20 protein-coding genes and 1 pseudogene are annotated in these 18,668 nt (G+C 67.1%); 11 read left to right on the forward strand and 10 right to left on the reverse strand.

The window, feature by feature from the left end; all coding sequences use genetic code 11:
• The first annotated feature begins 73 nt into the window (after positions 1–73).
• Positions 74–1,282 carry a plasmid pRiA4b ORF-3 family protein gene (locus IEY87_RS04135; protein ID WP_189137086.1) on the forward strand — a complete coding sequence of 403 codons (1,209 nt, stop codon included), beginning with the start codon at positions 74–76 and terminating at the stop codon, positions 1,280–1,282.
• A 179-nt stretch (positions 1,283–1,461) separates the two neighbouring features.
• Here the strand turns inward: IEY87_RS04135 and IEY87_RS04140 are convergent, their stop codons facing one another.
• Positions 1,462–2,988, reverse strand: coding sequence for a hypothetical protein (locus tag IEY87_RS04140; RefSeq protein WP_225278048.1), 1,527 nt, complete (start codon positions 2,986–2,988; stop codon positions 1,462–1,464).
• A gap of 265 nt (positions 2,989–3,253) precedes the next feature.
• On the opposite strand from IEY87_RS04140, the gene IEY87_RS04145 reads away from it, so the two are divergent.
• Positions 3,254–3,451, forward strand: coding sequence for a hypothetical protein (locus IEY87_RS04145; RefSeq protein WP_189137088.1), 198 nt, complete (start codon positions 3,254–3,256; stop codon positions 3,449–3,451).
• On the opposite strand, the gene IEY87_RS04150 is transcribed toward IEY87_RS04145, so the two are convergent.
• Both IEY87_RS04150 and IEY87_RS04155 read right to left on the reverse strand, forming a co-directional pair.
• The gene (locus IEY87_RS04150; protein ID WP_189137089.1) at positions 3,440–3,664 is read right to left on the reverse strand and encodes a hypothetical protein; all 225 of its coding nucleotides are present in this window, start codon (positions 3,662–3,664) and stop codon (positions 3,440–3,442) included. The two genes, IEY87_RS04145 and IEY87_RS04150, sit on opposite strands and share 12 nt — an antisense overlap.
• A 54-nt stretch (positions 3,665–3,718) precedes the next feature.
• Positions 3,719–4,336, reverse strand: a complete 618-nt coding sequence (locus IEY87_RS04155; RefSeq protein WP_189137090.1) for a hypothetical protein — start codon at positions 4,334–4,336, stop codon at positions 3,719–3,721.
• A gap of 359 nt (positions 4,337–4,695) precedes the next feature.
• Here IEY87_RS04155 and IEY87_RS04160 point away from each other — a divergent pair, with 359 nt between their 5' ends.
• On the forward strand, positions 4,696–6,573 hold the full coding sequence (locus tag IEY87_RS04160; RefSeq protein ID WP_189137091.1) for an RNA-directed DNA polymerase: 1,878 nt from the start codon (positions 4,696–4,698) through the stop codon (positions 6,571–6,573).
• A gap of 529 nt (positions 6,574–7,102) precedes the next feature.
• Here the strand turns inward: IEY87_RS04160 and IEY87_RS04170 are convergent.
• Positions 7,103–7,741: a TetR/AcrR family transcriptional regulator C-terminal domain-containing protein gene (locus IEY87_RS04170; RefSeq protein WP_189137093.1), complete on the reverse strand. Its 639-nt coding sequence runs from the start codon at positions 7,739–7,741 to the stop codon at positions 7,103–7,105.
• A gap of 65 nt (positions 7,742–7,806) precedes the next feature.
• Between IEY87_RS04170 and IEY87_RS04175 the strand changes: the two genes are divergently transcribed.
• The 7 genes from IEY87_RS04175 (at position 7,807) to IEY87_RS04205 (ending at position 14,229) form a co-directional block, all read left to right on the forward strand.
• The gene (locus IEY87_RS04175) at positions 7,807–8,766 is read left to right on the forward strand and encodes a quinone oxidoreductase family protein (protein WP_189137094.1); all 960 of its coding nucleotides are present in this window, start codon (positions 7,807–7,809) and stop codon (positions 8,764–8,766) included.
• A 40-nt stretch (positions 8,767–8,806) separates the two neighbouring features.
• Positions 8,807–10,024 carry an FAD-dependent monooxygenase gene (locus IEY87_RS04180; RefSeq protein WP_189137095.1) on the forward strand — a complete coding sequence of 406 codons (1,218 nt, stop codon included), beginning with the start codon at positions 8,807–8,809 and terminating at the stop codon, positions 10,022–10,024.
• Positions 10,025–10,029: 5 nt separating this feature from the next.
• Positions 10,030–11,220, forward strand: coding sequence for an FAD-dependent monooxygenase (locus IEY87_RS04185; protein WP_189137096.1), 1,191 nt, complete (start codon positions 10,030–10,032; stop codon positions 11,218–11,220).
• Positions 11,221–11,282: 62 nt separating this feature from the next.
• Complete coding sequence (locus tag IEY87_RS45455; RefSeq protein ID WP_225278047.1) at positions 11,283–11,573, forward strand: hypothetical protein; 291 nt, start codon at positions 11,283–11,285, stop codon at positions 11,571–11,573.
• 38 nt (positions 11,574–11,611) lie between these two features.
• Positions 11,612–12,505 (forward strand): LysR family transcriptional regulator, encoded by an 894-nt coding sequence (locus IEY87_RS04195; RefSeq protein WP_189137097.1) that lies wholly within the window; start codon positions 11,612–11,614, stop codon positions 12,503–12,505.
• 82 nt (positions 12,506–12,587) lie between these two features.
• Positions 12,588–13,202 (forward strand): carboxymuconolactone decarboxylase family protein, encoded by a 615-nt coding sequence (locus tag IEY87_RS04200; protein ID WP_189137098.1) that lies wholly within the window; start codon positions 12,588–12,590, stop codon positions 13,200–13,202.
• 28 nt (positions 13,203–13,230) lie between these two features.
• Positions 13,231–14,229, forward strand: coding sequence for a hypothetical protein (locus IEY87_RS04205; protein ID WP_189137099.1), 999 nt, complete (start codon positions 13,231–13,233; stop codon positions 14,227–14,229).
• A 186-nt stretch (positions 14,230–14,415) separates the two neighbouring features.
• Here the strand turns inward: IEY87_RS04205 and IEY87_RS04210 are convergent, their stop codons facing one another.
• Positions 14,416–14,664, reverse strand: a complete 249-nt coding sequence (locus IEY87_RS04210) for an alpha/beta fold hydrolase (RefSeq protein WP_189137100.1) — start codon at positions 14,662–14,664, stop codon at positions 14,416–14,418.
• A gap of 231 nt (positions 14,665–14,895) precedes the next feature.
• Here IEY87_RS04210 and IEY87_RS04215 point away from each other — a divergent pair, with 231 nt between their 5' ends.
• Complete coding sequence (locus IEY87_RS04215) at positions 14,896–15,054, forward strand: hypothetical protein (protein WP_189137101.1); 159 nt, start codon at positions 14,896–14,898, stop codon at positions 15,052–15,054.
• A 152-nt stretch (positions 15,055–15,206) separates the two neighbouring features.
• Here IEY87_RS04215 and IEY87_RS04220 read toward each other — a convergent pair.
• The 5 genes and pseudogenes from IEY87_RS04220 to IEY87_RS04240 form a co-directional block, all read right to left on the reverse strand.
• Positions 15,207–15,491 (reverse strand): annotated as a pseudogene (locus IEY87_RS04220) (IS110 family transposase); the annotation flags it as partial.
• Between the two features lie 339 nt (positions 15,492–15,830).
• A complete protein-coding gene (locus tag IEY87_RS04225) occupies positions 15,831–16,673 on the reverse strand; it encodes a hypothetical protein (protein ID WP_225278046.1) in 843 nt (280 codons plus the stop codon).
• A 5-nt stretch (positions 16,674–16,678) separates the two neighbouring features.
• Complete coding sequence (locus tag IEY87_RS04230) at positions 16,679–17,062, reverse strand: RidA family protein (protein ID WP_189137102.1); 384 nt, start codon at positions 17,060–17,062, stop codon at positions 16,679–16,681.
• Between the two features lie 8 nt (positions 17,063–17,070).
• Entirely contained in the window at positions 17,071–17,325 is a 255-nt protein-coding gene (locus IEY87_RS04235) for a hypothetical protein (RefSeq protein ID WP_225278045.1), read from the reverse strand.
• A gap of 197 nt (positions 17,326–17,522) precedes the next feature.
• Positions 17,523–18,665: an FUSC family protein gene (locus tag IEY87_RS04240; RefSeq protein ID WP_225278044.1), complete on the reverse strand. Its 1,143-nt coding sequence runs from the start codon at positions 18,663–18,665 to the stop codon at positions 17,523–17,525.
• Positions 18,666–18,668 lie beyond the last annotated feature (3 nt).

Genomic DNA, 18,668 nt, shown 5'->3' on the forward strand with positions numbered 1-18,668 from the left:
CCAGGGGTCAGGAAGGGCTGGTTCGCGTGGCAGGAGCGACTGAGGCCAGCCTCTGGGTCATACTCTGAACGCTATGCAGGAGGAGTTGCGGGCGTTCACCGAGTGGGTGGGCGGAGGCCGGAAGCTGACCCAGACGGGGAACCTGACGCTGTCGGACGCGCGGGCGCTGGTGGCGCTGCTGGAGACCGGCGACGAGATCGACCCGAAGATCGGCGACCGGCTGTTCCGCACGAAGAGCAGCACCGAACTGCCCGGATTGAACCTGATCGTGGAATGGGCCAAAGCGGCTGGGCTGGTTCGGGTGGTCAAGGGGCGACTGCTGCCGGTGAAGAAGGCGGCGCCACTGCTGAAGGACTCGGAGCGATTGTGGGAGGCGTCGTTCGCGGCGCTGGGGAAGATGAGCGAGGCGCTCTTCCCCAAGAACTACTGGTACGCGTCGCTGGTCGGCGAGGAGTTCACGCTCATCTGGCCGGCGTTGCTGCTTAGGTTGTACGGCGGGGCGGTGCCCGTTGCGGATCTGCGGGAGCTGGCCTGGGAGATCGCGTCGCCGTACTACGAGATGCACGACCCGCAAGCGCAGCGCCGGATGACTGACCGCGACCTCGATCGACTGCTGGCCGTCTTGGCCCGGCTGGGCGCGGTAGAGCTCACGCAGGAGACGGCGACCCTGACCCCGGTGGCGGTGAACGCCGCACGGCGCAGCCTGGGTGAGGCCGCACCGGGAGAACCGATCTATCAGATCCGGGTGACGCTCCAGGAGAGTGCGGATCCGGTGATCTGGCGGCGCCTGCTCATCTCACCCGGGATCACGATCGACGGGCTGCACCGCATCCTGGTCGCGGCGATGGACTGGGAGGGCCGTCATCTCCACCTGTTCACGGTGGGCGGTGTCCTGTACGGCGAACCGTCACCCGAATGGGATCTGGACATCATGGACGAGGAGAAGACCTCGCTGGCGGAGGTGCTCGCAGAGGTCGGGGCGGTCATGGAGTACGAGTACGACCTGGGTGACAGTTGGCGGCATGACGTCGTGCTGGAGGAGATCCCCATCGCTGAGGAATGGGTCCGTTACCCGGTGCTGGTGGACGGGGCGGGCGCTTGCCCACCAGAGGACGTTGGCGGCATCGGAGGCTACGCATACCTCCGCCTGGTGCTGGCCGATCCCGGACACGACGAGCACGACGAATACGTCCGCTGGGCCGGTCTGGAACGCCCGCAGGAGGTCGACCCGGCCCGGTTCGCCCTTGAAGCCGCCCGCCGAGCGCTGGCCTCGGCTGGATGATCAGATGCGCATCGCAGATGCCCAGCCCGCGAGCCTTCCTGCTGGAGCACTCGCCCCGCATATCAACGGCCCCTAGGGTGGCCGGTCGGGACTTATCCGGCCGCGCTGACCGCCTCGCCCCGGAGCTACCCCGGCCACTTGACCTGAGGTTACCCTTTATCGAATGCAAGCTCTAAAAGCTAGGCGTGTGCTGGAGGTAGGCCGTCGCGGCTGACGGCCAGGTACGTCTCCGGCGTCGCCGCTTCGAGGAGCCCCTCGTCGCCTTCCAGGTCGAGTGCTAGCTCCTGGGGACGGCGCAGCAGGTTATTCCAGTCGCTTATCGCTCCCCGCTCGTAGGCGTCGCGGAGCAGAGGGCGCAGTCGGGGGCGGGCTTCCTCCTGTTGCTCGCGGAAGATTCGCCGCTGGGTGAGTCGCTGTTCTTCCTGAGCGTCGTCGCTGAGTTCCTGGACATCGGTCGGCTGGTCCTCGGCGCGCAGCCCCGGGGTGCGCCGGGTGATGGCGAGGTCTTCCTCGCGGAGGCGCTCGCAGGCGGCGAACAGCTTGCGGGACATGCCGAGGTGAACTTCGGTTCCGGGGATGCGGCAGGTGAGGAAGTCGTCGAGGCCCATGGAACGGATTCTGGCGCGCAGGGTATGCCGCTCGGTGTGGGGGGCTACTCCGCGGGCTTCGGCCCGCATGGCGCGGGTGAAGTCGTCGCCTTCCAGAGGGGTGGTCAGCCCGGAGCGCCGACGACGGGAAGCGCGGTCGGTGGGAACGGGCACGGTGCGCAGTTGCGAGGCGGGAGCGGAGCGCAGCGCCAGGTAGGCGAGCATTTGGGCGCGGGCCGCGCCGATAAGCGCGTCGTCGCTGTCGCCGAGACGGTCCTCAAGATTGCCTGGGCCGACCGCTGACTCGTCGTCGACGTTGAGTCCGGCTGAGGTGAGCGGCCACTGTTCGGGGTGCAGGTCGTGGTCGATGGTGAGGAAGAGGTCGTCTCCGGGTCGTACGGACGCTCCGACCAGGACGGTGCGATGGGCGTAAGAGCCGAGGATCTTGCTGCCGGCGGCCAGTTGCGCCCACCCCTTGCGGAGCGTGCCGAGGCCCACGTCGCCACCCTTGGCCTCGATCAGCCAGTACAGATCCTCTGCCTGATGCTGCCCCCATAGATCGGGCAGCTTCTCCTTCGGATCCCTGAACGTGTCGAGCAGGGCGGGGATCGGGCCACCGAGTTCGAGGTGCTCGGTCTGACCGAGGCCCAGCAGTGAGCGGCAGGCCCACTCGGTCATCGTCATGCCCAGCCGGTAGGAGGCGGCGTTTTTCGCGCTGCGCTCCGTGCCGTACGCGTAGACCGGATTCAGGGTCAGGCGTCGACCCGTGGTGCCTAGTACAGGGTGCTGGGGCTGGACGGGGTGCATGCCGAGGTAGGCGTACAGCGGGGAAACCCGGGCGACGAGTTCCCCGTGCGCGTACCGCGGCTGATTCTGCAAGTGTGGGGTGACGTCGCGGCCGACCTCAATGGCGGCCTTAATGATCTCCCGCCAAGTGGCGGTTGGGACGTACCAGCCGCCGGTCGCCGGGAACCCGGCTGACCCCACCCACGGCTTGTGTTTGGCCGTCCGCCACTGCCTCCTGGGCTTCTTCGCAGGCCCGTTACGGAAAAGGACCGGCACGTCGAAGCTGTCGGCGTAGATGAGCGGTGGCTCGTCGGGGACGTGTGCGGGGATCATGTAGATCACTCTGGCACGGTTGGACCGCTTCCGGCGCTGGGGCCGCCGGCCGGTTCCCAGTGAGAGCCATTCGGTCGGCCTCGGGAGCGAGTGCGGGGCTCAAGAACTCGAGTACTTGAAGCGCAGAAGCCCTTCGCCCGGTGGGATGAAGGGCTCTGGGGCGCCGATTGGCTGGTCCGGGTCACCTGGGGATAGGTTTCGTGATCTTGTCTATGGTGTGCGCCATCACCCGGCGTCTGTTGTCTGAGGTGCCCACCTTCAGCTCATGCTGAACGCCGGTAGCGCCGCCCTGGCCGACATCGACCTGGTCCTTCTGGAGGCCATCGAAGCCTGCCTACCGTCCGGCCGGCACATCGACTTCACCTCGGGATCGCCGCTCTGTCCACCCGGGGCAGGGCTCGACACGCCACCGGCCTTGCACACGGCGGGCGGTCACGAGGTAGGGCACGGCCTACGAGCCTGACTGCCACTCGGCGGCGGCCTGGGCGAGGGCGTCGAGGGCGTCGGGATGGCCGCCGTGGTGGTCAATGTCGCGACGTACGCCGGCCACCGAGTACGGGCGGCGACGGCCACATGAGCCTCTCCCGCATCCGCACGAGCCGAGGTAGTCGCGGGTGAGATCGCCGATGGGGCCGCTGCGGTGCGCTTGAGCGGCAAGCCATGCGCCAAAGGTCATGGGATCCTGCTGGTGAGAGGCCGGGCTCAATTCGGATGAGCCGGCCTGGGCGTGTCAGACGGCGATAAACAGGTGGGGTAACGCAGACAGTTCGGCCCATCGCTTTCGAAGCGCCTTGCGATCCTCGGCTTCCTCCGCGACCTCAGCCTCTAGGCCATCCCACGCCTTCTTCGCTTGGGTTTTGCTCATGCAGTCTGCGGGGGAGTGGTGGTACATGTAGACGGGCTTGGCCTGACACTGCACTCCGCCGATAGTGAAGGCAGACGCGTCGTATCGACCGCCTTCTTCCTCGTTCCAGATATCCACGCGGTCGAGCCACTTCGGCCGCTGATGGCCGTTCTCGCAGTACCTACCCTGGATGGCCTGGTCAGCCCAATCGGACCAGAAGTACTTCCCTGCCCACGAGGGCCTATCGACTCGACTGCGGTAGAGATCGTCTCCCGACTGATAGACGACGTGCAGGTGCTCGTCGTCGCTTCCACATTTGTCAGGGTGGTAGTTGACATAGCCCCACGGGACACCGGTCAGGCTGGCGTTGGCGAACATGAGAGTGCGCTCTCGTAGTTGCCGGAAGACGGACAGAGTCACCTGCTTGCCCGAGATGGTGAGGGTCTGCACCTGCACAGTCGCGGTGGTGATCTGAGCGTTCTGCGTGTTGAGAATCCTGGTCATGAGGGGTTCTCCTTCTTACGCTTGGCCAGCGCGCCCTGCCTGCACGCTGGACGGCAGTACTTGGAGGGCAGTTTTAGTGGAGTGTACGGCTTGCCACAGTGCTCACACGTCTGCTTGGGGAGCTTCCGCCTGGCGTGTTGCGGAGGTCTGCGGCTTGCAGGGCGGGGTCATGGGGCGCGGGTCAACGGGCGGGTACCAGAACCTGTGCCACCACTCGGCTGCAGCCTCGCCTTTTTAGTCAGTTCGGACACAACTCGCTGGCCCCGGGAAGGCCGGGCTTCGCTACCAGCAACTTTGCGAGGCCCTATCCTCCGTATAAGCCTTCCCGTTTGGGCTCTGTGGACGTGTAACGTACCAACGTGCCAACCCCTCTACAGCACGTAGCCGACGAAGCCCTCCTCAAGAAGGTGTGGCGCAAGGAAGTTCGGCCAGCACTGCGCCGTATGACCTTCAGCGACTTCAATATGGCGCCCGACCCTCTTCACTATGCGGCGTACGAATGGGGCCTGGAGACGCTGGTAGCGGCACTAGCTAAGGATCTGCAGCTCGGCCGCTATTCGCCCGAGCCGGGCGAGATCGTGCGGATGGCGAAGGGAAAGGGGCTGTCCCGTCCACTCTGCTTTCTCGCTCCAAGAGATGCGCTCGTCTATAGCACTATAACTTGGTTGGCGCGAAGTGAACTTACGACGCAAGCCCGCAAATGGGTAGGTGTTGCTCACGGAGACAAGGGCACGGCCAGCAAGCCCGAGCAGGGCAATCCTGCCGAGGCAGGGGACAGCTTTGACTGGTTCCGATTCTGGCTGGCGAGACAAGGCCACATTCTGCAGATGGTGGACCACGAGCAGGTGAAGTACTTCGTGGAGTCCGACATAGCAAATTTCTACCCATCAATCCGACTGGAGGCCGTGCGGGAACACTTGCACAGCCAAACCAGCCTAGAGAAAGAAGTGGTGCGACTGTGTATCCAAATCATCGACAGGGTGATGCCGCGCCGCAACTATTCCGAAGTTTCACTGATGGGTCTCCCTCAGGAGCACATAGGGGCATCCAGAGAAATTGCACACAGCCTCCTTTTTCACGTGGATGAAGAGTTCGACAAGGAGGGACAAGACGGCCGTTACACGCGATATATGGATGATATTCTCATCGGCGTAAAAACTCCGCAGGATGGGGAGCGATGCGTCGCGCGTCTGCAACGCAGCTTGGAGACGCTTGGCCTCTACCCAAATGCGGCCAAAACGACAGTAACGAGCCTAAGCGGCTATCTCACCGCCGCGATGGTAGAGACGAATGCACAAATAGACCGAATCACCGAAGAGTTGAAAGAGGCAGAAGTAGGGATACTGCATGAGATTGAGCCAACCATGGATCATCTCGAACGCATTCAGGCTCTTTCCGTCGAACATCGAGTTCGCGAGGATCGCCCTAAGCGCTGGGGTCGAGTTACACGACGTATATACACCCTGCACCGAAGGGTGGGAGTGACCTCGTGGTGGGATTTCTGGCGCGGCGACATAGATGACGATCCGGGTGCGGCTGGGCCGATCCTTGAGTATGTCCGCTCCTGGCCACTCACCGAGGCCACTGTTGCGGATCTCGTACAGCTCAGCAAAGACTACAGTGATCTCTATGCGAACATATCGCTTCTAGCCGCAGAGGCAATTTCCTCTGCACCTGTCGCAAATGACACTCCTCTTTGGGGCCGAATTTTTGCTGCCTGCGATAAGGAGTTTTTGCGACTAACAAGAGGCCCTCACTCTCCCGAACGCGAACGGCTGGCAGCAGCATGGCTTATTGCGGCTTGGAAGTTCGCAAACCTATCCCAGCGGCAAAGGCTTCTGGCTGAGATACCAGCAAATACAGACGCAATGTCTCCCGTTCGCGTTCAAGCATTCCCTCTACTCGTGAGCGTAAAAGAACCTCTGACCGAGTGGGTGTCTGCAAAACCCGGGCTCGCCTGGGAGAATGCCATGGCTGCTGAATACCTGCGCAGCCTGGCCACAGGTGAAGAGAAGGCCGTTGGCGTCGCTCTATCTCTCTTGGACCCAGAAAAGAGACTTGCTCCGCTACGCTACATAGTATTGCCCAGAGCGGTTCCTCTGATCGAAATCGTGGGCCAAGCAGCACGAGCCAAACTCGACAAGGCAGCCCCGAAGGCGCTGGCCAAGCTACAGAAGAACCCTGATCGTCTTCGTGACCACAAAGTCGAGTCCATCCTTGCCCAATGGTGTCCGTAAGCGATCGCTGGACGCTCCGCAGCCCAATGTGGGGGCGGGGCCGGTATACACGGTGCCGTCTGCGACCGTGATCCTGTTACCGGCGTCGGCGCTGCGGTTCCACCGTTCCCGGCCGCTGGTGGCGTCCAGGGCGTGCAGCTTGCCGTCGGGGCCGCCGAGGTAGGCTCGGCCGCCGGTTGTGGACCTTCCGCGCACCGGGCGACAGGCTCTACAAATCACGGCCCCCACGGTGGCACACGGCTTTGCCAGTACCCGGCGCGGCGACCGGCTGGAGCCGCCCGCTGTATGTTGGCTCGCAAACGACGCGAGGTGATCAGCTTCCGCAGCTCGGTGATCTACGAACGTGTCCAGAACCCCATCATCGCACCCGACTCCGCTCAGCCGGGTCGATGAAGCTCGGACGGGAAGAAACACGTCGTCGGCGAAGGCAGCTGCCCGAATTCAGCGGGTTGGCTACTTCTCGACGGATCCCCGGGATCTTCACGTCAGGCCCGGCGGCGGCTCGTGCCGGCTCGCAGGCGCGGATGACTCACGCGTCCGGTCGGGCGGCGAGCCCGTCGAGGACGATGCCGAGATGCCGTTCGAACCGCTGGTCGCCGTCGTCGTGGAGGTGCCCGGCCTCCTTCACCAGTGACGCGCCTTCGCCGAGCCAGGCGTCGCGCTCGGTGGTCGAGTAGCGCGTCGGATCGGTCTCGGTGGACTGGCGTCGCTCCTGCTCCTCGATGACGAAGCCGACGACGAACGCGGTAACCACGTCGACGGCGTCGTCGGCGTCGACGGGCTTCCAGCCGGCCCCGGTCCAGCGTTCGAACAACGGCTCCTTCATGCGGACCACGTCCGGGTCGGTGATCCGGGTGCCGCTGAAGATGCGGGCCCCGTCGCGGTGGCGCAGGTACTCCGAGCGCAGGACTCGGGCGTAGGCGGTGAGGTCGTCGCGCCAGCCGTCGCCGGGCGAGACCGCGGCGAAGGCGCTGCTCACGCGGCGCATGACCTCGGTGGCCATCTCGTCGAGCAGCTCCTGCTTGTTGCGCACATGCCAGTAGAGGGCGGGGGCGCGGACGTCCAACCGGGAGGCGAGCGCGCGAACGGTGAGGGCGTCCATGCCCTGGTCGTCGAGCAGCTCAAGCGCCGCCGTGATGATCCGCTCCCGAGTGAGGCCCTTGGTCATGGTTGACAATTTAACATTGTTCAGGCACGCTGACTACAGCGTTGAACTTAGTTAAGGAGAATCTGATGCGTGCTGCAGTCGTCACCGTCCCCGATACGTCACCCGTCTGCGGTGACTTCCCCGAGCCGACGGTCCCACCCGGTCACGAGCCGCTGCACCTCGTCGGTGCCGGCCTGCACAACATCGTTCGCGGGCTGGCCACCGGGGGGCACTACAGCCACGGGCAGCTGACGTATCCGCTGGTGCCGGGCATCGACGCGGTCGCTCGCACCGGCGACGGGTGCCTGGTCTACACCGGATACGCGCGTCCACCCTTCGGGACGATGGCCGAGCGGCTGGTCGCTCCCTTCCAGGCGGAGGTTCCGGCGGGGGCGGATCCACTCGCGATCGCCGCGGGCATGAACCCCGCGCTGTCGGGCTGGATGGTCCTCACCTCGCGACGCAAGGAAATGGGGGCGTTGAGCACCGTGCTGGTACTGGGCGCCACGGGGATTTCGGGCAGCCTCGCCGTGCAGGGGGCGTTGGCGCTCGGAGCCGAGCGGGTCATCGCCGCCGGGCGCGATCCGGAGGCGCTGGAACAGTTGCGTGGCGCGGGAGCGACGCCCGTTTCACTGGCCCACGACGGACCCGACGGCATGGAAAAGGCCCTGGCCGATGCGGTATCCGAGACGTCGCCCGGTCTCGTGCTGGATTACCTGTGGGGGCCCGTCGCCGAGGCCGCCTTCGCCGTGCTGGGTCGCAGCGGCGAGGACACCGAGGCGAACACGGCCTACGTGCAGATCGGCTCGCTCGCGGGCTCGAAGGCGTCGCTGCCCGCGGACCTGCTGCGCAGCAGGCGGATCCGGGTCACCGGGAGCGGCGTCGGATCGCGGTCCGCCGAGGAGATGCTCGCCGAGGCGCCCGAGGTCATGGCCCGCTTCGCCGACGGGTCCCTGCAACTGCCCTACACCGCGTTCCCGCTGAGCCGGGTCGGTGAGGCGTGGGCACACACCGGCCGCAGCCGCGCCGTCGTCGTGCCGGATTAAGCCGTCCAGCCATCAGAACGTGATCGGAGAAAGGAAAGCCATGCAGAAGAGGGCATTAGTGGTCGGGCTCGGGATCGCGGGAATGTCCGCGGCCATCGGGCTGCGCCGGGCCGGTTGGACGCCGGTGATCGTTGAACGCGCGCCCGAGCGGCGTACCGGGGGCTACTTCATCTTCATGTTCCCGGAGGGTGTACAGGCCGTGGCCGACCTGGGGATCGACGAGCACCTGCACACCCGCAACCCGGAATGGCGACCGGGCGGGAACTCGTGGTCGGTGGATCGCCGGGGCAGGCGGAAGCCGGCCCTGGGGTTGCTGGACGCGCCCAGCGGGGTGGCAGCGGTGCTGCGCGGCGACATCGAGGCCGCGTTGTGGCAGGGCATCACCGGCAACGAGACCGAGGACGCGGTCGAGGTGCGGTTCGCGACCACTCCGGTCGAGATCACCGACGGCGCCGGCGGGGTGCGGGTCCTGCTCGAGGACGCCGGCACCGGGAAGCAGTACCGCGAGGACTTCGATCTCGTGGTCGGCGCGGACGGGATGCGCTCGAGCGTGCGCCGGATGGTGTTCGGTCCGGACGAGGACTACCTGGCGAACTGGAAGGCGATGATCTGCGCGTTCCAACTGAAGGAGCAAGTGCCCTCCTACGAGGCGGGCGACAGCATCATCGTCTCGCGCCCCAAGCGTGCGATGTGGGTGTTCGGACTCGCCGACCACGCGCCCTGCGCGTGGCTGACCTACCGCACCGAGGACATCCCGGACCGGTTCGCCGGGCCGTCGATCGAGCAGGTGCGCGCAGCCTTCTCCGGGATGGACGACGAACCCGTGGTCCGCCACGTCCTGGAATCCCTGGAACAGGCCCCCGACCACGTGTTCGACTCGATCCACCAGGTGAAGATGCCCCGGTGGAGCACGGGTCGGGTCGTACTGGTGGGGGACGCGGCCTGGTGCATGAACACCTACTCGGCCATGGGCTCCTCGTCCTCGCTGCGCGGCGGCGCCGCGCTGGGCGTGGCCCTGCGGGAGCACCCCGACGACCTCGCCGCCGCGCTGGACGCCTGGGAGACCGGCCTGCGTCCCTACATCACCAAGCAGCGGCGCTCCGCACGGGTCAAGCAACAGCGGTTCGTCCCCTCCAGCCGCCCGGTCCAGGTGCTGGTTTCGGGCGTTCTCGAGCTGATCCGCAGGGTCGTCCACCGCCGGCTGGCAGCGGGGTTCACCGCGGCGAAGGCCGCTGCCCCGGCCGGCACGGCGCGGTGACGGCTGTGCGGAAGAGGGCGTTGGTGGTCGGGCTCGGGATCGCGGGGATGTCCGCGGCGATCGGGCTGCGCCGGGCCGGGTGGACGCCGGTCATCGTCGAACGGGCGCCGGAGCGGCGTACCGGGGGCTACTTCGTCGGGCTGTTCCCGGAGGGTAGGCAGGCCGCGGTCGACCTGGGCATCGCCGACCACCTGCACACCCGCAACCCGGAACGGGCGACCGGAGCGAATTCGTGGTCGGTGGATCGCCGGGGCAGGCGCAGGCCGGCTCTGGGATTCCTGGATCAGCCCGGGGAGCCGGCAGCGGTGCTGCGCGGGGACATCGAGGCCGCGCTGTGGCAGAGCGTCACCGGCGTCGAGGTGCGGTTCGGGACCACTCCGGTCGAGATCACCGAGGGTCCGGCCGAGGCGGAGGTCCTGCTCGAGAAGGCCGGTGCGCGGTACCGCGAGAGCTTCGACCTGGTCGTCGGCGCGGACGGGATGCGCTCGAGTGTGCGCCGGCTCGTGTTCGGTCCGGACGAGGACTACCTGACCACGTGGAAAGCGATGATCTGCGCCTTCCAGCTGAAGGAGCAGGTGCCGTCGTACGAGGCGAGTGACAGCATCATCATCGCGCGCGCGAAGCGGGCGGTGTGGGTGTTCGGGCTCGCCGACCACGCGCCCACCGCGCTGCTGACCTACCGGACGACGGACATCCAGGAGCAGTTCAGCGGGTCGCGGATCGATCGGCTGCGCTCGGTCTTCTCGGGCATGGACGACCCCGTGGTGCGGCACGTCCTGGACTCCCTGGAAGACGCCCCTGACCACCTGTTCGACTCGGTGCACCAGGTGCGGATGTCGCGGTGGAGCACGGGTCGGGTCGTACTGGTGGGGGACGCGGCGTGGTGCATGAACCTCTACTCGGGCATGGGTGCCACGTCCTCGCTGCGCGGCGGCGCCGCACTGAGCGCGGCCCTGCGGGAGCACCCCGACGACCTCGCCACCGCTCTGGACGCCTGGGAGGCCGGGCTGCGTCCGTTCATCACCAAGCACCAGCGCACCGCGCGGCTCAAGCAGCAGATGTTCGTCCCGTCCAGCCGCCGGGCCGAGGCGCTGCGGTCGGTCCTCCTCGGTCTGGTCCGCAGGATCCGCGGCCGCCGGCCGGCGACGGGCGCGGGCGATCCGCGAGCCCGGGCGATGTCCGGCACGTCGCGGTGAGAACGACGTCCGCGCCGAGAAGGGAGACCCGATCGGCGTCCGGAATCCCGATCGTCGTGGCGGTGCTCGACGCGGCTTTCGCCGACGCGGGCGTGACAGTGGTGAAGATCCCGCCGCGCACGCCGCGGGCGAACCGCTACGCCGAGCGGTGTGCCGCGCGGTTCCAGCGCGGCCCGCCCCAGCATCTTGACGTCACCGCACGCCTAGGCGTCCTCATAGGCCGCCTCGAACTACCGGCGCGCGGCGCGCAGATCGCCGTCCACGTGCAGGGCTCGCTCGCTCGCCAGGATCGCGAACGTGAGCTGCGCCACTCACGTCCTGATGGGGCCAGGCCACGGACCCCTCGAACCTGATGCGGAGCCGATTGATCGGCCGATGTGATAATCGGCATATGGAGCTGCGCCAGTTGGAGTGCTTCGTCGCGGTCGTGGAGGAGTCCAGCTTCACTCGGGCCGCGGCTCGGCTGCACATCGTCCAGTCCGCGGTGTCGGCGACGATCGCAGCCTTGGAACGGGAGCTGGAGGCACCGCTCCTGCTGCGTACCACCCGGCAGATCACGCTCACCGACGCCGGGCTGCAGCTGCTGCCGAAAGCGCGGGCCACGCTGGAGGCCGCCCGGGACGCGCGTGAGGCGGTGCACCAGGTCACCGGTGGCATCCGTGGCACGCTGCGCATCGGAACGATGAGTTCGCTCGGGCTGATCGACCTGCCCACCCTGTTGGGGCAGTTCCACCACGAGCACCCCGCCGTGTCCATCCAGCTCGCGATCGTCGGCACCGGATCGCCAGGACTCCTCGCGGCGCTGACCGAGGGCCGGCTCGATCTGGCGTTCGTCTCGATTCCCGGCCACCAGCCAGCTGGTGTGCGCGTCCGGGATCTCACCTCCGTACCGTTGGATCTCGTCGTCCCGTCGGATCATCCGCTCGCGAAAAGAAGTGAGGTGGCGATCGCCGAGCTGGCCGAGGAGTCCTTCATCGACTTTCCGCTCGGCTACGGCAACCGCACCGTCACCGATCGGGCCTTCGACGCCGCCGGACTCGCGCACCACGTCACGATCGAGATCACCGACATCACCGCCGGCACCGACTTCGTCCGCCACCGCTTCGGCGTCGCACTGCTCCCGCGCGCAGTCCTGCTGCCGGACGAGGATCTGGCCGTGCTTCGCATCACCGGCGCCGACCTCGACTGGCCCATCTCGTTGGCCACGGCCACCGGCCGTACCCCCGGCGCCGCTGCCCGAGCGTTCGAGGAGTGTGTCGAGCGGCACGTGGCGTCGAACCGCTGAGGTTCGATTCATCTCCGGCTCTGATCCGAGTTATCGAAAACCGTCGTTGGACATTGTGCGGCGTCCGCATCAACCTTGAAATATGACAGTTGAAGACGATGCGCTGGGCGGGCGCCTGCCATTGGTCGACCCGTCGACATTGACGCACGCGCAGCAAGAACTCTTCGATTCGGTGATGGCGAACCAGTTGCCCTGGGCGAATGACGCCGGATTTCGGATCAGAACCGATGACGGGCGGCTCATCGGCCCGTTCAACACTTTTCTGCGCCACCCGGAGATCGCGTTGCGGTTTCTCGGATTCGCGGCCGCGGAGTCGGGCCACACCTCGCTGTCGGACCGGGTGCGCGAGGTCGTGATCGTCGCCGTCGGCGCCGTGTGGGGCAAAAATGCCCAGTACGAGCTGTACGCACACAAGATCCTGGCCTGTCGGCTCGGTCTCTCGCCGGACCTCATCGAGGCCCTCGGCAACGGCGAGGTGCCGGACCGTCTGAGTGACGATGAGAAGCTCGCGGCACGTGTCGCGCGGCAACTGCTGGTCGAACACCGCCTTGATGACGACCTTTACCACGCAGCCGAAGAGGAGTTCGGTCAGCAGGGCCTGTATGACATCGGCGCGGTCATGGGCCAATACCAAACGGTGTGCACATTGCTGACCATGTTCCAGGTTCCTGCTCCTGAACCAGCCGACATTCGATAACGAAGCCCTACCATTCGAGGAAATCAAAGTGACAGTTGACAACAAGCCGAAGCTGACGACGATCGCGACGCTGCCGGAGCACTATTTCCTGGAGAACATCGCCGTCCGTGCCGACGGTTCGATGCTGGTGACGGCTCTCAACCGCAAGGAACTGTGGTGGGTGCCCGCCCCGGCCGAGAACGCGACCATCGGTGCGGTCCTCGTGGACAGGCTCGATGGTCTGCCCATGAGCATCGTCGAGGCTGAGCCTGACGTGTTCTACGTCTCTTCCATGGCCCCGGCTGCGCTGGACCGCTTCGACCTGCGTGGCTGGACTCCCGGTGCGCCGGTGAACCGGACCAGGGCGCTGACCTTCGCATCGCACGCGGCGGGCCTGAACGGCAGTTGCCTGCTGGCGCCGGGCGTGATCCTGATCGCCGACTGTGCGGCCGGCCTGATCTGGCGGGTGAACCTGACCGAGGACGGCCTTGCCGGGACCGCCAAGGTGTGGCTGCGGCACGACTCCATGGCACCGGGCACGGACCCGGAGCAAGCCGTCCACCTGACGCAGACCTTCTCCATCCCCTACCCAGGCGTCAACGGCGTCCGCGCCGCCGAGCACTCTGACTACGTGTACTACACCGGCTCGTGGGAGCAGATCTTCATGCGCGTGGCCGTCGACCCGGTGACCCACGAGCCGGTGGGCGAACCGGAGGTGGTTGCGAAGGGCATCCATGCGGTCGACGACTTCTGCATGGACGAGAACTCCGGCGTTGCGTACATCACGACCCACATCGACAACACCCTGTACCGCGTGCCATTGGATCCGTCGACTCCGGCCACGGAGGCCGTCGTCATGGTCGGCGATCCGATCGATCACCAGTTCCTCGGACCGTCCAGCGCCGCGTGGGGCCGGGGCACCGGTGACTATGGTCGCATCGCCTACTTCACCACGGACGGCGGGCACACGCCGCCGAACCCAGCCGGGGTCATCAAGCCTGCTTCGGTCGTACGGGCCGAATTCCGGGCCGACGGCGTGTCGAGCTAACCACGCCCTGCCAGTGGCCTCTGGCACGATCAGGCGGGCCGTCCAGAAGGCGCGGGGAGCGCGGACTGGTCGTGACGCTCCCGGCGAAGGGAACGTACATCACACGGGCAGAACTGCCCTCATGTTGGGGTGACGCCGAGGATTTCTGCGGCGGCACCCCACGCTTCGCCGAAATGGGGAATGAGATCACTCCCATACCCAGCGCTGGTCGCGTGTGACACGGACCGTGCCAGCGGTGACGCCGCCGAAAGAGTGCCCGAGCACCAAGGGCTGCCGCTCGGAGGCAGGGACGATGTCGTCGACCAGGCCGGTGCTGTCATCCAGCGACAGCTCATAGGGATCGGGCACCGCTACGCTCAAGCCCCGAGAATACAGCAGCCCGGCGAGCTCGTCGTAATGCGCCGGTTGGCGCCTGGCCCCGTGCAGGATGATCACAGGGTACGAGGTCCCGGTAGCAATCGCTGCTGATCATCGCGGGGAACACAAGTCGGCTGAGCTACTTCAACACAGGCGCGCCCGTTCCTTCGGGGATCGTCACGTCGGAATTCTCCGGGCCGGACGTTGTGGCCTGTCCGGTGCCAAAACTCGCTCATAGCGCTGGCCTGCGGTTTCGCACGTCGTCAAGCGGCTCTGAAGGGCTAGTCGCCGAGTTTCTGGATGCGGTCCTTGAACATGGTGGTGGCGATGGCCGCCTTGGGCGAACACAAGGTGCCGGAGTCTCTCCGTGGGCAGGCGGTGAAGCAGCCCAGCGAGGAGGACCCGATCAGTCGGCGTGAACGCGGGCTTGGTCACCTGCCGCTGCAGCACCATCAGCTGGTGCCGTAACACCAGGATTTCGATTTCCTTGTCAGGATCGGTTCGAGGGAGCAGTCCCAGGAAAGAAAAGGTGGTCGTGACCGTGAGGTAGGCCAAGCACAATGGCACGATCAACCATCATGTCGTACCGGGAGCGCAAGAGAACGCATCACCTCCATGACGTGCACGGAGGAATATTCGGCACCCGCAGGGTTGATGGCATACACCTGATAGCCGGCGGCGATCAATGCCTGGACCCACAGCCCGCGATCAGTCTCGATCCCGATGAAGACCTCTGCACGGTCGAAGTCCTTGTCCGACTCCACATGGCGCCCGATCAGTTCATGCAGCCGGGAGATCCCGGCGATCCCCTCCTCGAGTCGAGCTTTGGCCGGCCGTTTCCCCCGTTCGTCCTGCAACTCCACATCGTGGTACTCCTCGGCCCAGTCATCGCCCACGGACAACAAGTCGCTCTCCCGTCCTCGGCGGCATGATCAGCAGCCCGCGGAAGAACCTCCGCCACCTAATGATCAAGTGCTCACGCCACCGAAGATGCGGGCACGACGTCCCATCAGCGGTCCGTCCTCCCGACCGCCGGCAAGGGCACGATCTGTCAATAGGACTCGACGTCCAGGTTTCGAGAGTGCTCACCTGCCAGTGGCTACCGGGCCCGAGTCTGCCCGAAGGCCGGCCCGGTAGCTCTCATGAGGTTCCGTCCGGACTCGAGCGCGTGGCACCCGCCAAGCCGGGACGCCCTGCCGGCGGCACAGCGCGATGGCCGGCACAGTCCCCCGTGCCGACGCTGGTCACAGCCCGCATCTCCCGGCGGTGAGTGCGGTGATCGCGCACTCGGCGGCGTGCTGTGCCGCGAATGCGGAGGGGAAGGGGGCACAACTTCGGGAGCCGCGGCCGACCGGTCCGCCGGTGATCCTCCACTCCCAGGCGGGGCATGGGGGGTGACGATGCCAGACGGGTGCCGCCGCCAGGGGAGTGCCCCGCGCGGTACGGACCAGTACGTCGTGTGTCACCCCGCGCCCCGCCGTGGTGGCGCAGTACCGGCGGCCGCTGTCGTGAACGGTCCAATTCAGGGGTGTCGGGGTGGAGTCCGACACCTCTAGGAGGGTGTCCGCGAGGTCGGCCAGAATCCGGTACAGCGCGGCTCGTACCACCTCGGTGTGGTCGCGGCCCCAGTGGCACGGGGACCGTTCGGCGACCTCCTGCGCGAGGGTGTGCGCGGCGAGTTCGCCCAACGGATCTCCGGCGCCGGGGTATCCCGGCGCCAGGACTGCGGCGGCGCCCCGTAGGAGGTCGTCCCGGGTCATCGCGGTGCCGCGGGCCAGCTTCCACAGGTCGGCCGGGCCGACACCGTCCACCGTGCGCCGGATGCAGAGGGCCGCCGTGTCGGAGGGGGCCGGGACCTCGGCGTTCAGGAGGCCCGCCTGTACGTCCGTGGCCGCGTACACATCGCCCGGCTGGAGCGCGCCCGGCGGCACCGACTCCACCGCCTGAAGGACCCGCTCGTGGATGCGGCGTACGGGATGGGCCCCAGGAGGAGGCGCCGGTCGTCCGGCCAGTACGCACAGAGCGTCGAGCAGGTGCGCCCGCGCGACCCTCAGGGCGGCGCACGCCCGTGTCAGATGACCGGCCATGGTGATCAGTCGTCCAGCACGGCCAGGGCGTCGATCTCGACGAGCACTCCCGGCGGAAGCCGCATGTACACGGTGGTGCGGGCGGGGAAGGGCGCGCCGACAGCCGCCGCGTACGCCTGGTTCATCTCGGCCAGATGGGCGGGCTCTGTGAGGTACACGCGCAGCATGACGACGTCCTCCCAGCCCGCGCCGGCCGCCTTGAGCACGGCATCGACGTTGCGCAGGGTCTGCGCGGTCTGATCGGCGACCGTGACGCCGGCGACCTCGCCGGTGTCCGGGTCGAAGGGGAGTTGCCCGGAGACCTGAAGGATGGGGCCCTTGCGGATGCCCTGGGACAGCGGGGCCCCCAGGATGGGGGCGTTCTCGGTGCTGATGACGGTTCTGGTCATGATGTTCCTCAGCTCCAGACCTGGCGTTCGTGGGTGCGGGGGCCGTCGATCTGGGTCCACTCGGTGTCGATGCGCATGGTCGCTCCGCGTTCGGCGTCGTACGGGTCCCAGCCGGGTTCGTCGGTCCTGGCGAACCGGATCCAGGTCTCGTGTACGCGGGCGGCAAGGCCCGCGGGAGCCGTGCCGGGACCGAGCAGGGCGTTGGGGCCGTGCAGATCGGGCCGGTCCGCGGTGGCGACGACGGGGTCAGGGCGGTGGTTCACAGTGGTGCCTTTCCGGGGGCTCAGACCTGCTCGGTGTACGGGGGCGAAGGGCGCCCGGCCCTTGATCGCGGACTTGCCTCCTCGCGGATGACTTCAGCGGCACCATGGCCGCGAGGTGCCGCGCTCCTGCGGGGCGGTGTGCCGGTGGTGCGGTGACCCCGACCGAGGCGTCCCCGCCCTCAGGGGGTCACGCCTGCTCATCCATGGTGCGCCGGCCGTGGTGGACGGCGGTATGAGTCACCTGACTGCATCTGGGCACAACGAGGTGTGCCGACCCGCTCAGCAGGCGGCACCGGCGGATCAAAGGCTCGTGTGAGCTCGGTCAGAATCAGGTCGATACGGTTCAGATGGAGCTGCGGACGCTCCTGCGGCGACAGTGGCCCGCGTCGCGTACGCCGTTCGCCGGAGAGCAGCGACAGCGCGCCGGTGATCTTGGGGCGTTCCGGGTGGGAGGCGGTGCGCCGCCGGCGTCGCGCGAGGCGGATCAGGCACGTCGCCCTCCCCTGCGCGCGGTCGGCCGCCGCGGTGACCCGGGTGGCGTACTCGTCGTCCAGCGCCCAGTCGAGATCATGGGCCGCGCATATCAGGCTCGTCGTGGTACCGGTGCTCGGGCTCCGCGTCGTCGCGTCCAGCAGACGGCTGAGGGCCAGCAGGAAGCGGACCAGTCCCTCGTCGCCGGACCGGCGGACCGTCAGGGGCGCCACGACCACGGTGGCGAGGACGCCGCAGGTGACTCCCAGCGCGGTCTCCTGCACGCGCAGGACGAGCACGGCCGTCGAGAAGGTGTCCAGCAGCGCGAGCAGCATGCTCAGCATGCCGGTGATGAAGAACGTCACCGCCCAGTAGGCGTCTGCCGGCGTGTAGAACATCCCGAACATGCACGCCAGCAGCAGCACCAGGAGCAGCGGGCCGTACGGTCCGGCCAGGGTGGCCAGGCCGTAGCCGAACACCACGCCGAGAACCGTGCCCGCCACTCGGCGCGCGCTTTGCAGGAGGACTTCGCCGGTGCTCTCGGTGTTGATGAACACGACCCACGTGGCCATGACGGCCCAGTAGCAGTGGTCGGGTGACGACAGGTGACCACCGAGGATGGACAGCGTGGAGGCGGCGGTCACCCGGAGGGCCTGCCGGGTCGTTCCCCGCCTCCGGTCTTCGAGGTCCGCCTCGCGGCAGCGCCCCGCGGTCCGCGGTGCGGCGGGCTCGTACGGAGTCGCCCCGATCCCCGTCGGGGAGACGACGCGCGGGCCGAGAAGGCGCATGGCCGTGGCCAGTTCGTCGATCTCCTGAAGAGAGTCCGGTAACAGGGCGCGGACGGCGAGGTAGATGAGCAGCAGGAACACGAT

Origin of the sequence: Nonomuraea glycinis (assembly GCF_014646515.1) — a bacterium.
GTDB classification, from domain to species: domain Bacteria; phylum Actinomycetota; class Actinomycetes; order Streptosporangiales; family Streptosporangiaceae; genus Nonomuraea; species Nonomuraea glycinis.

Bases quoted from the DNA above. Each gene is read 5' to 3' on its own strand.
- IEY87_RS04135 (WP_189137086.1), top strand. From the start codon at position 74: ATGCAGGAGGAGTTGCGGGCGTTCACCGAGTGGGTGGGCGGAGGCCGG.
- IEY87_RS04140 (WP_225278048.1), bottom strand. From the start codon at position 2,988: ATGATCCCCGCACACGTCCCCGACGAGCCACCGCTCATCTACGCCGAC.
- IEY87_RS04145 (WP_189137088.1), top strand. From the start codon at position 3,254: ATGCTGAACGCCGGTAGCGCCGCCCTGGCCGACATCGACCTGGTCCTT.
- IEY87_RS04150 (WP_189137089.1), bottom strand. From the start codon at position 3,664: ATGACCTTTGGCGCATGGCTTGCCGCTCAAGCGCACCGCAGCGGCCCC.
- IEY87_RS04155 (WP_189137090.1), bottom strand. From the start codon at position 4,336: ATGACCAGGATTCTCAACACGCAGAACGCTCAGATCACCACCGCGACT.
- IEY87_RS04170 (WP_189137093.1), bottom strand. From the start codon at position 7,741: ATGACCAAGGGCCTCACTCGGGAGCGGATCATCACGGCGGCGCTTGAG.
- IEY87_RS04175 (WP_189137094.1), top strand. From the start codon at position 7,807: ATGCGTGCTGCAGTCGTCACCGTCCCCGATACGTCACCCGTCTGCGGT.
- IEY87_RS04180 (WP_189137095.1), top strand. From the start codon at position 8,807: ATGCAGAAGAGGGCATTAGTGGTCGGGCTCGGGATCGCGGGAATGTCC.
- IEY87_RS04195 (WP_189137097.1), top strand. From the start codon at position 11,612: ATGGAGCTGCGCCAGTTGGAGTGCTTCGTCGCGGTCGTGGAGGAGTCC.
- IEY87_RS04200 (WP_189137098.1), top strand. From the start codon at position 12,588: ATGACAGTTGAAGACGATGCGCTGGGCGGGCGCCTGCCATTGGTCGAC.
- IEY87_RS04225 (WP_225278046.1), bottom strand. From the start codon at position 16,673: ATGGCCGGTCATCTGACACGGGCGTGCGCCGCCCTGAGGGTCGCGCGG.
- IEY87_RS04230 (WP_189137102.1), bottom strand. From the start codon at position 17,062: ATGACCAGAACCGTCATCAGCACCGAGAACGCCCCCATCCTGGGGGCC.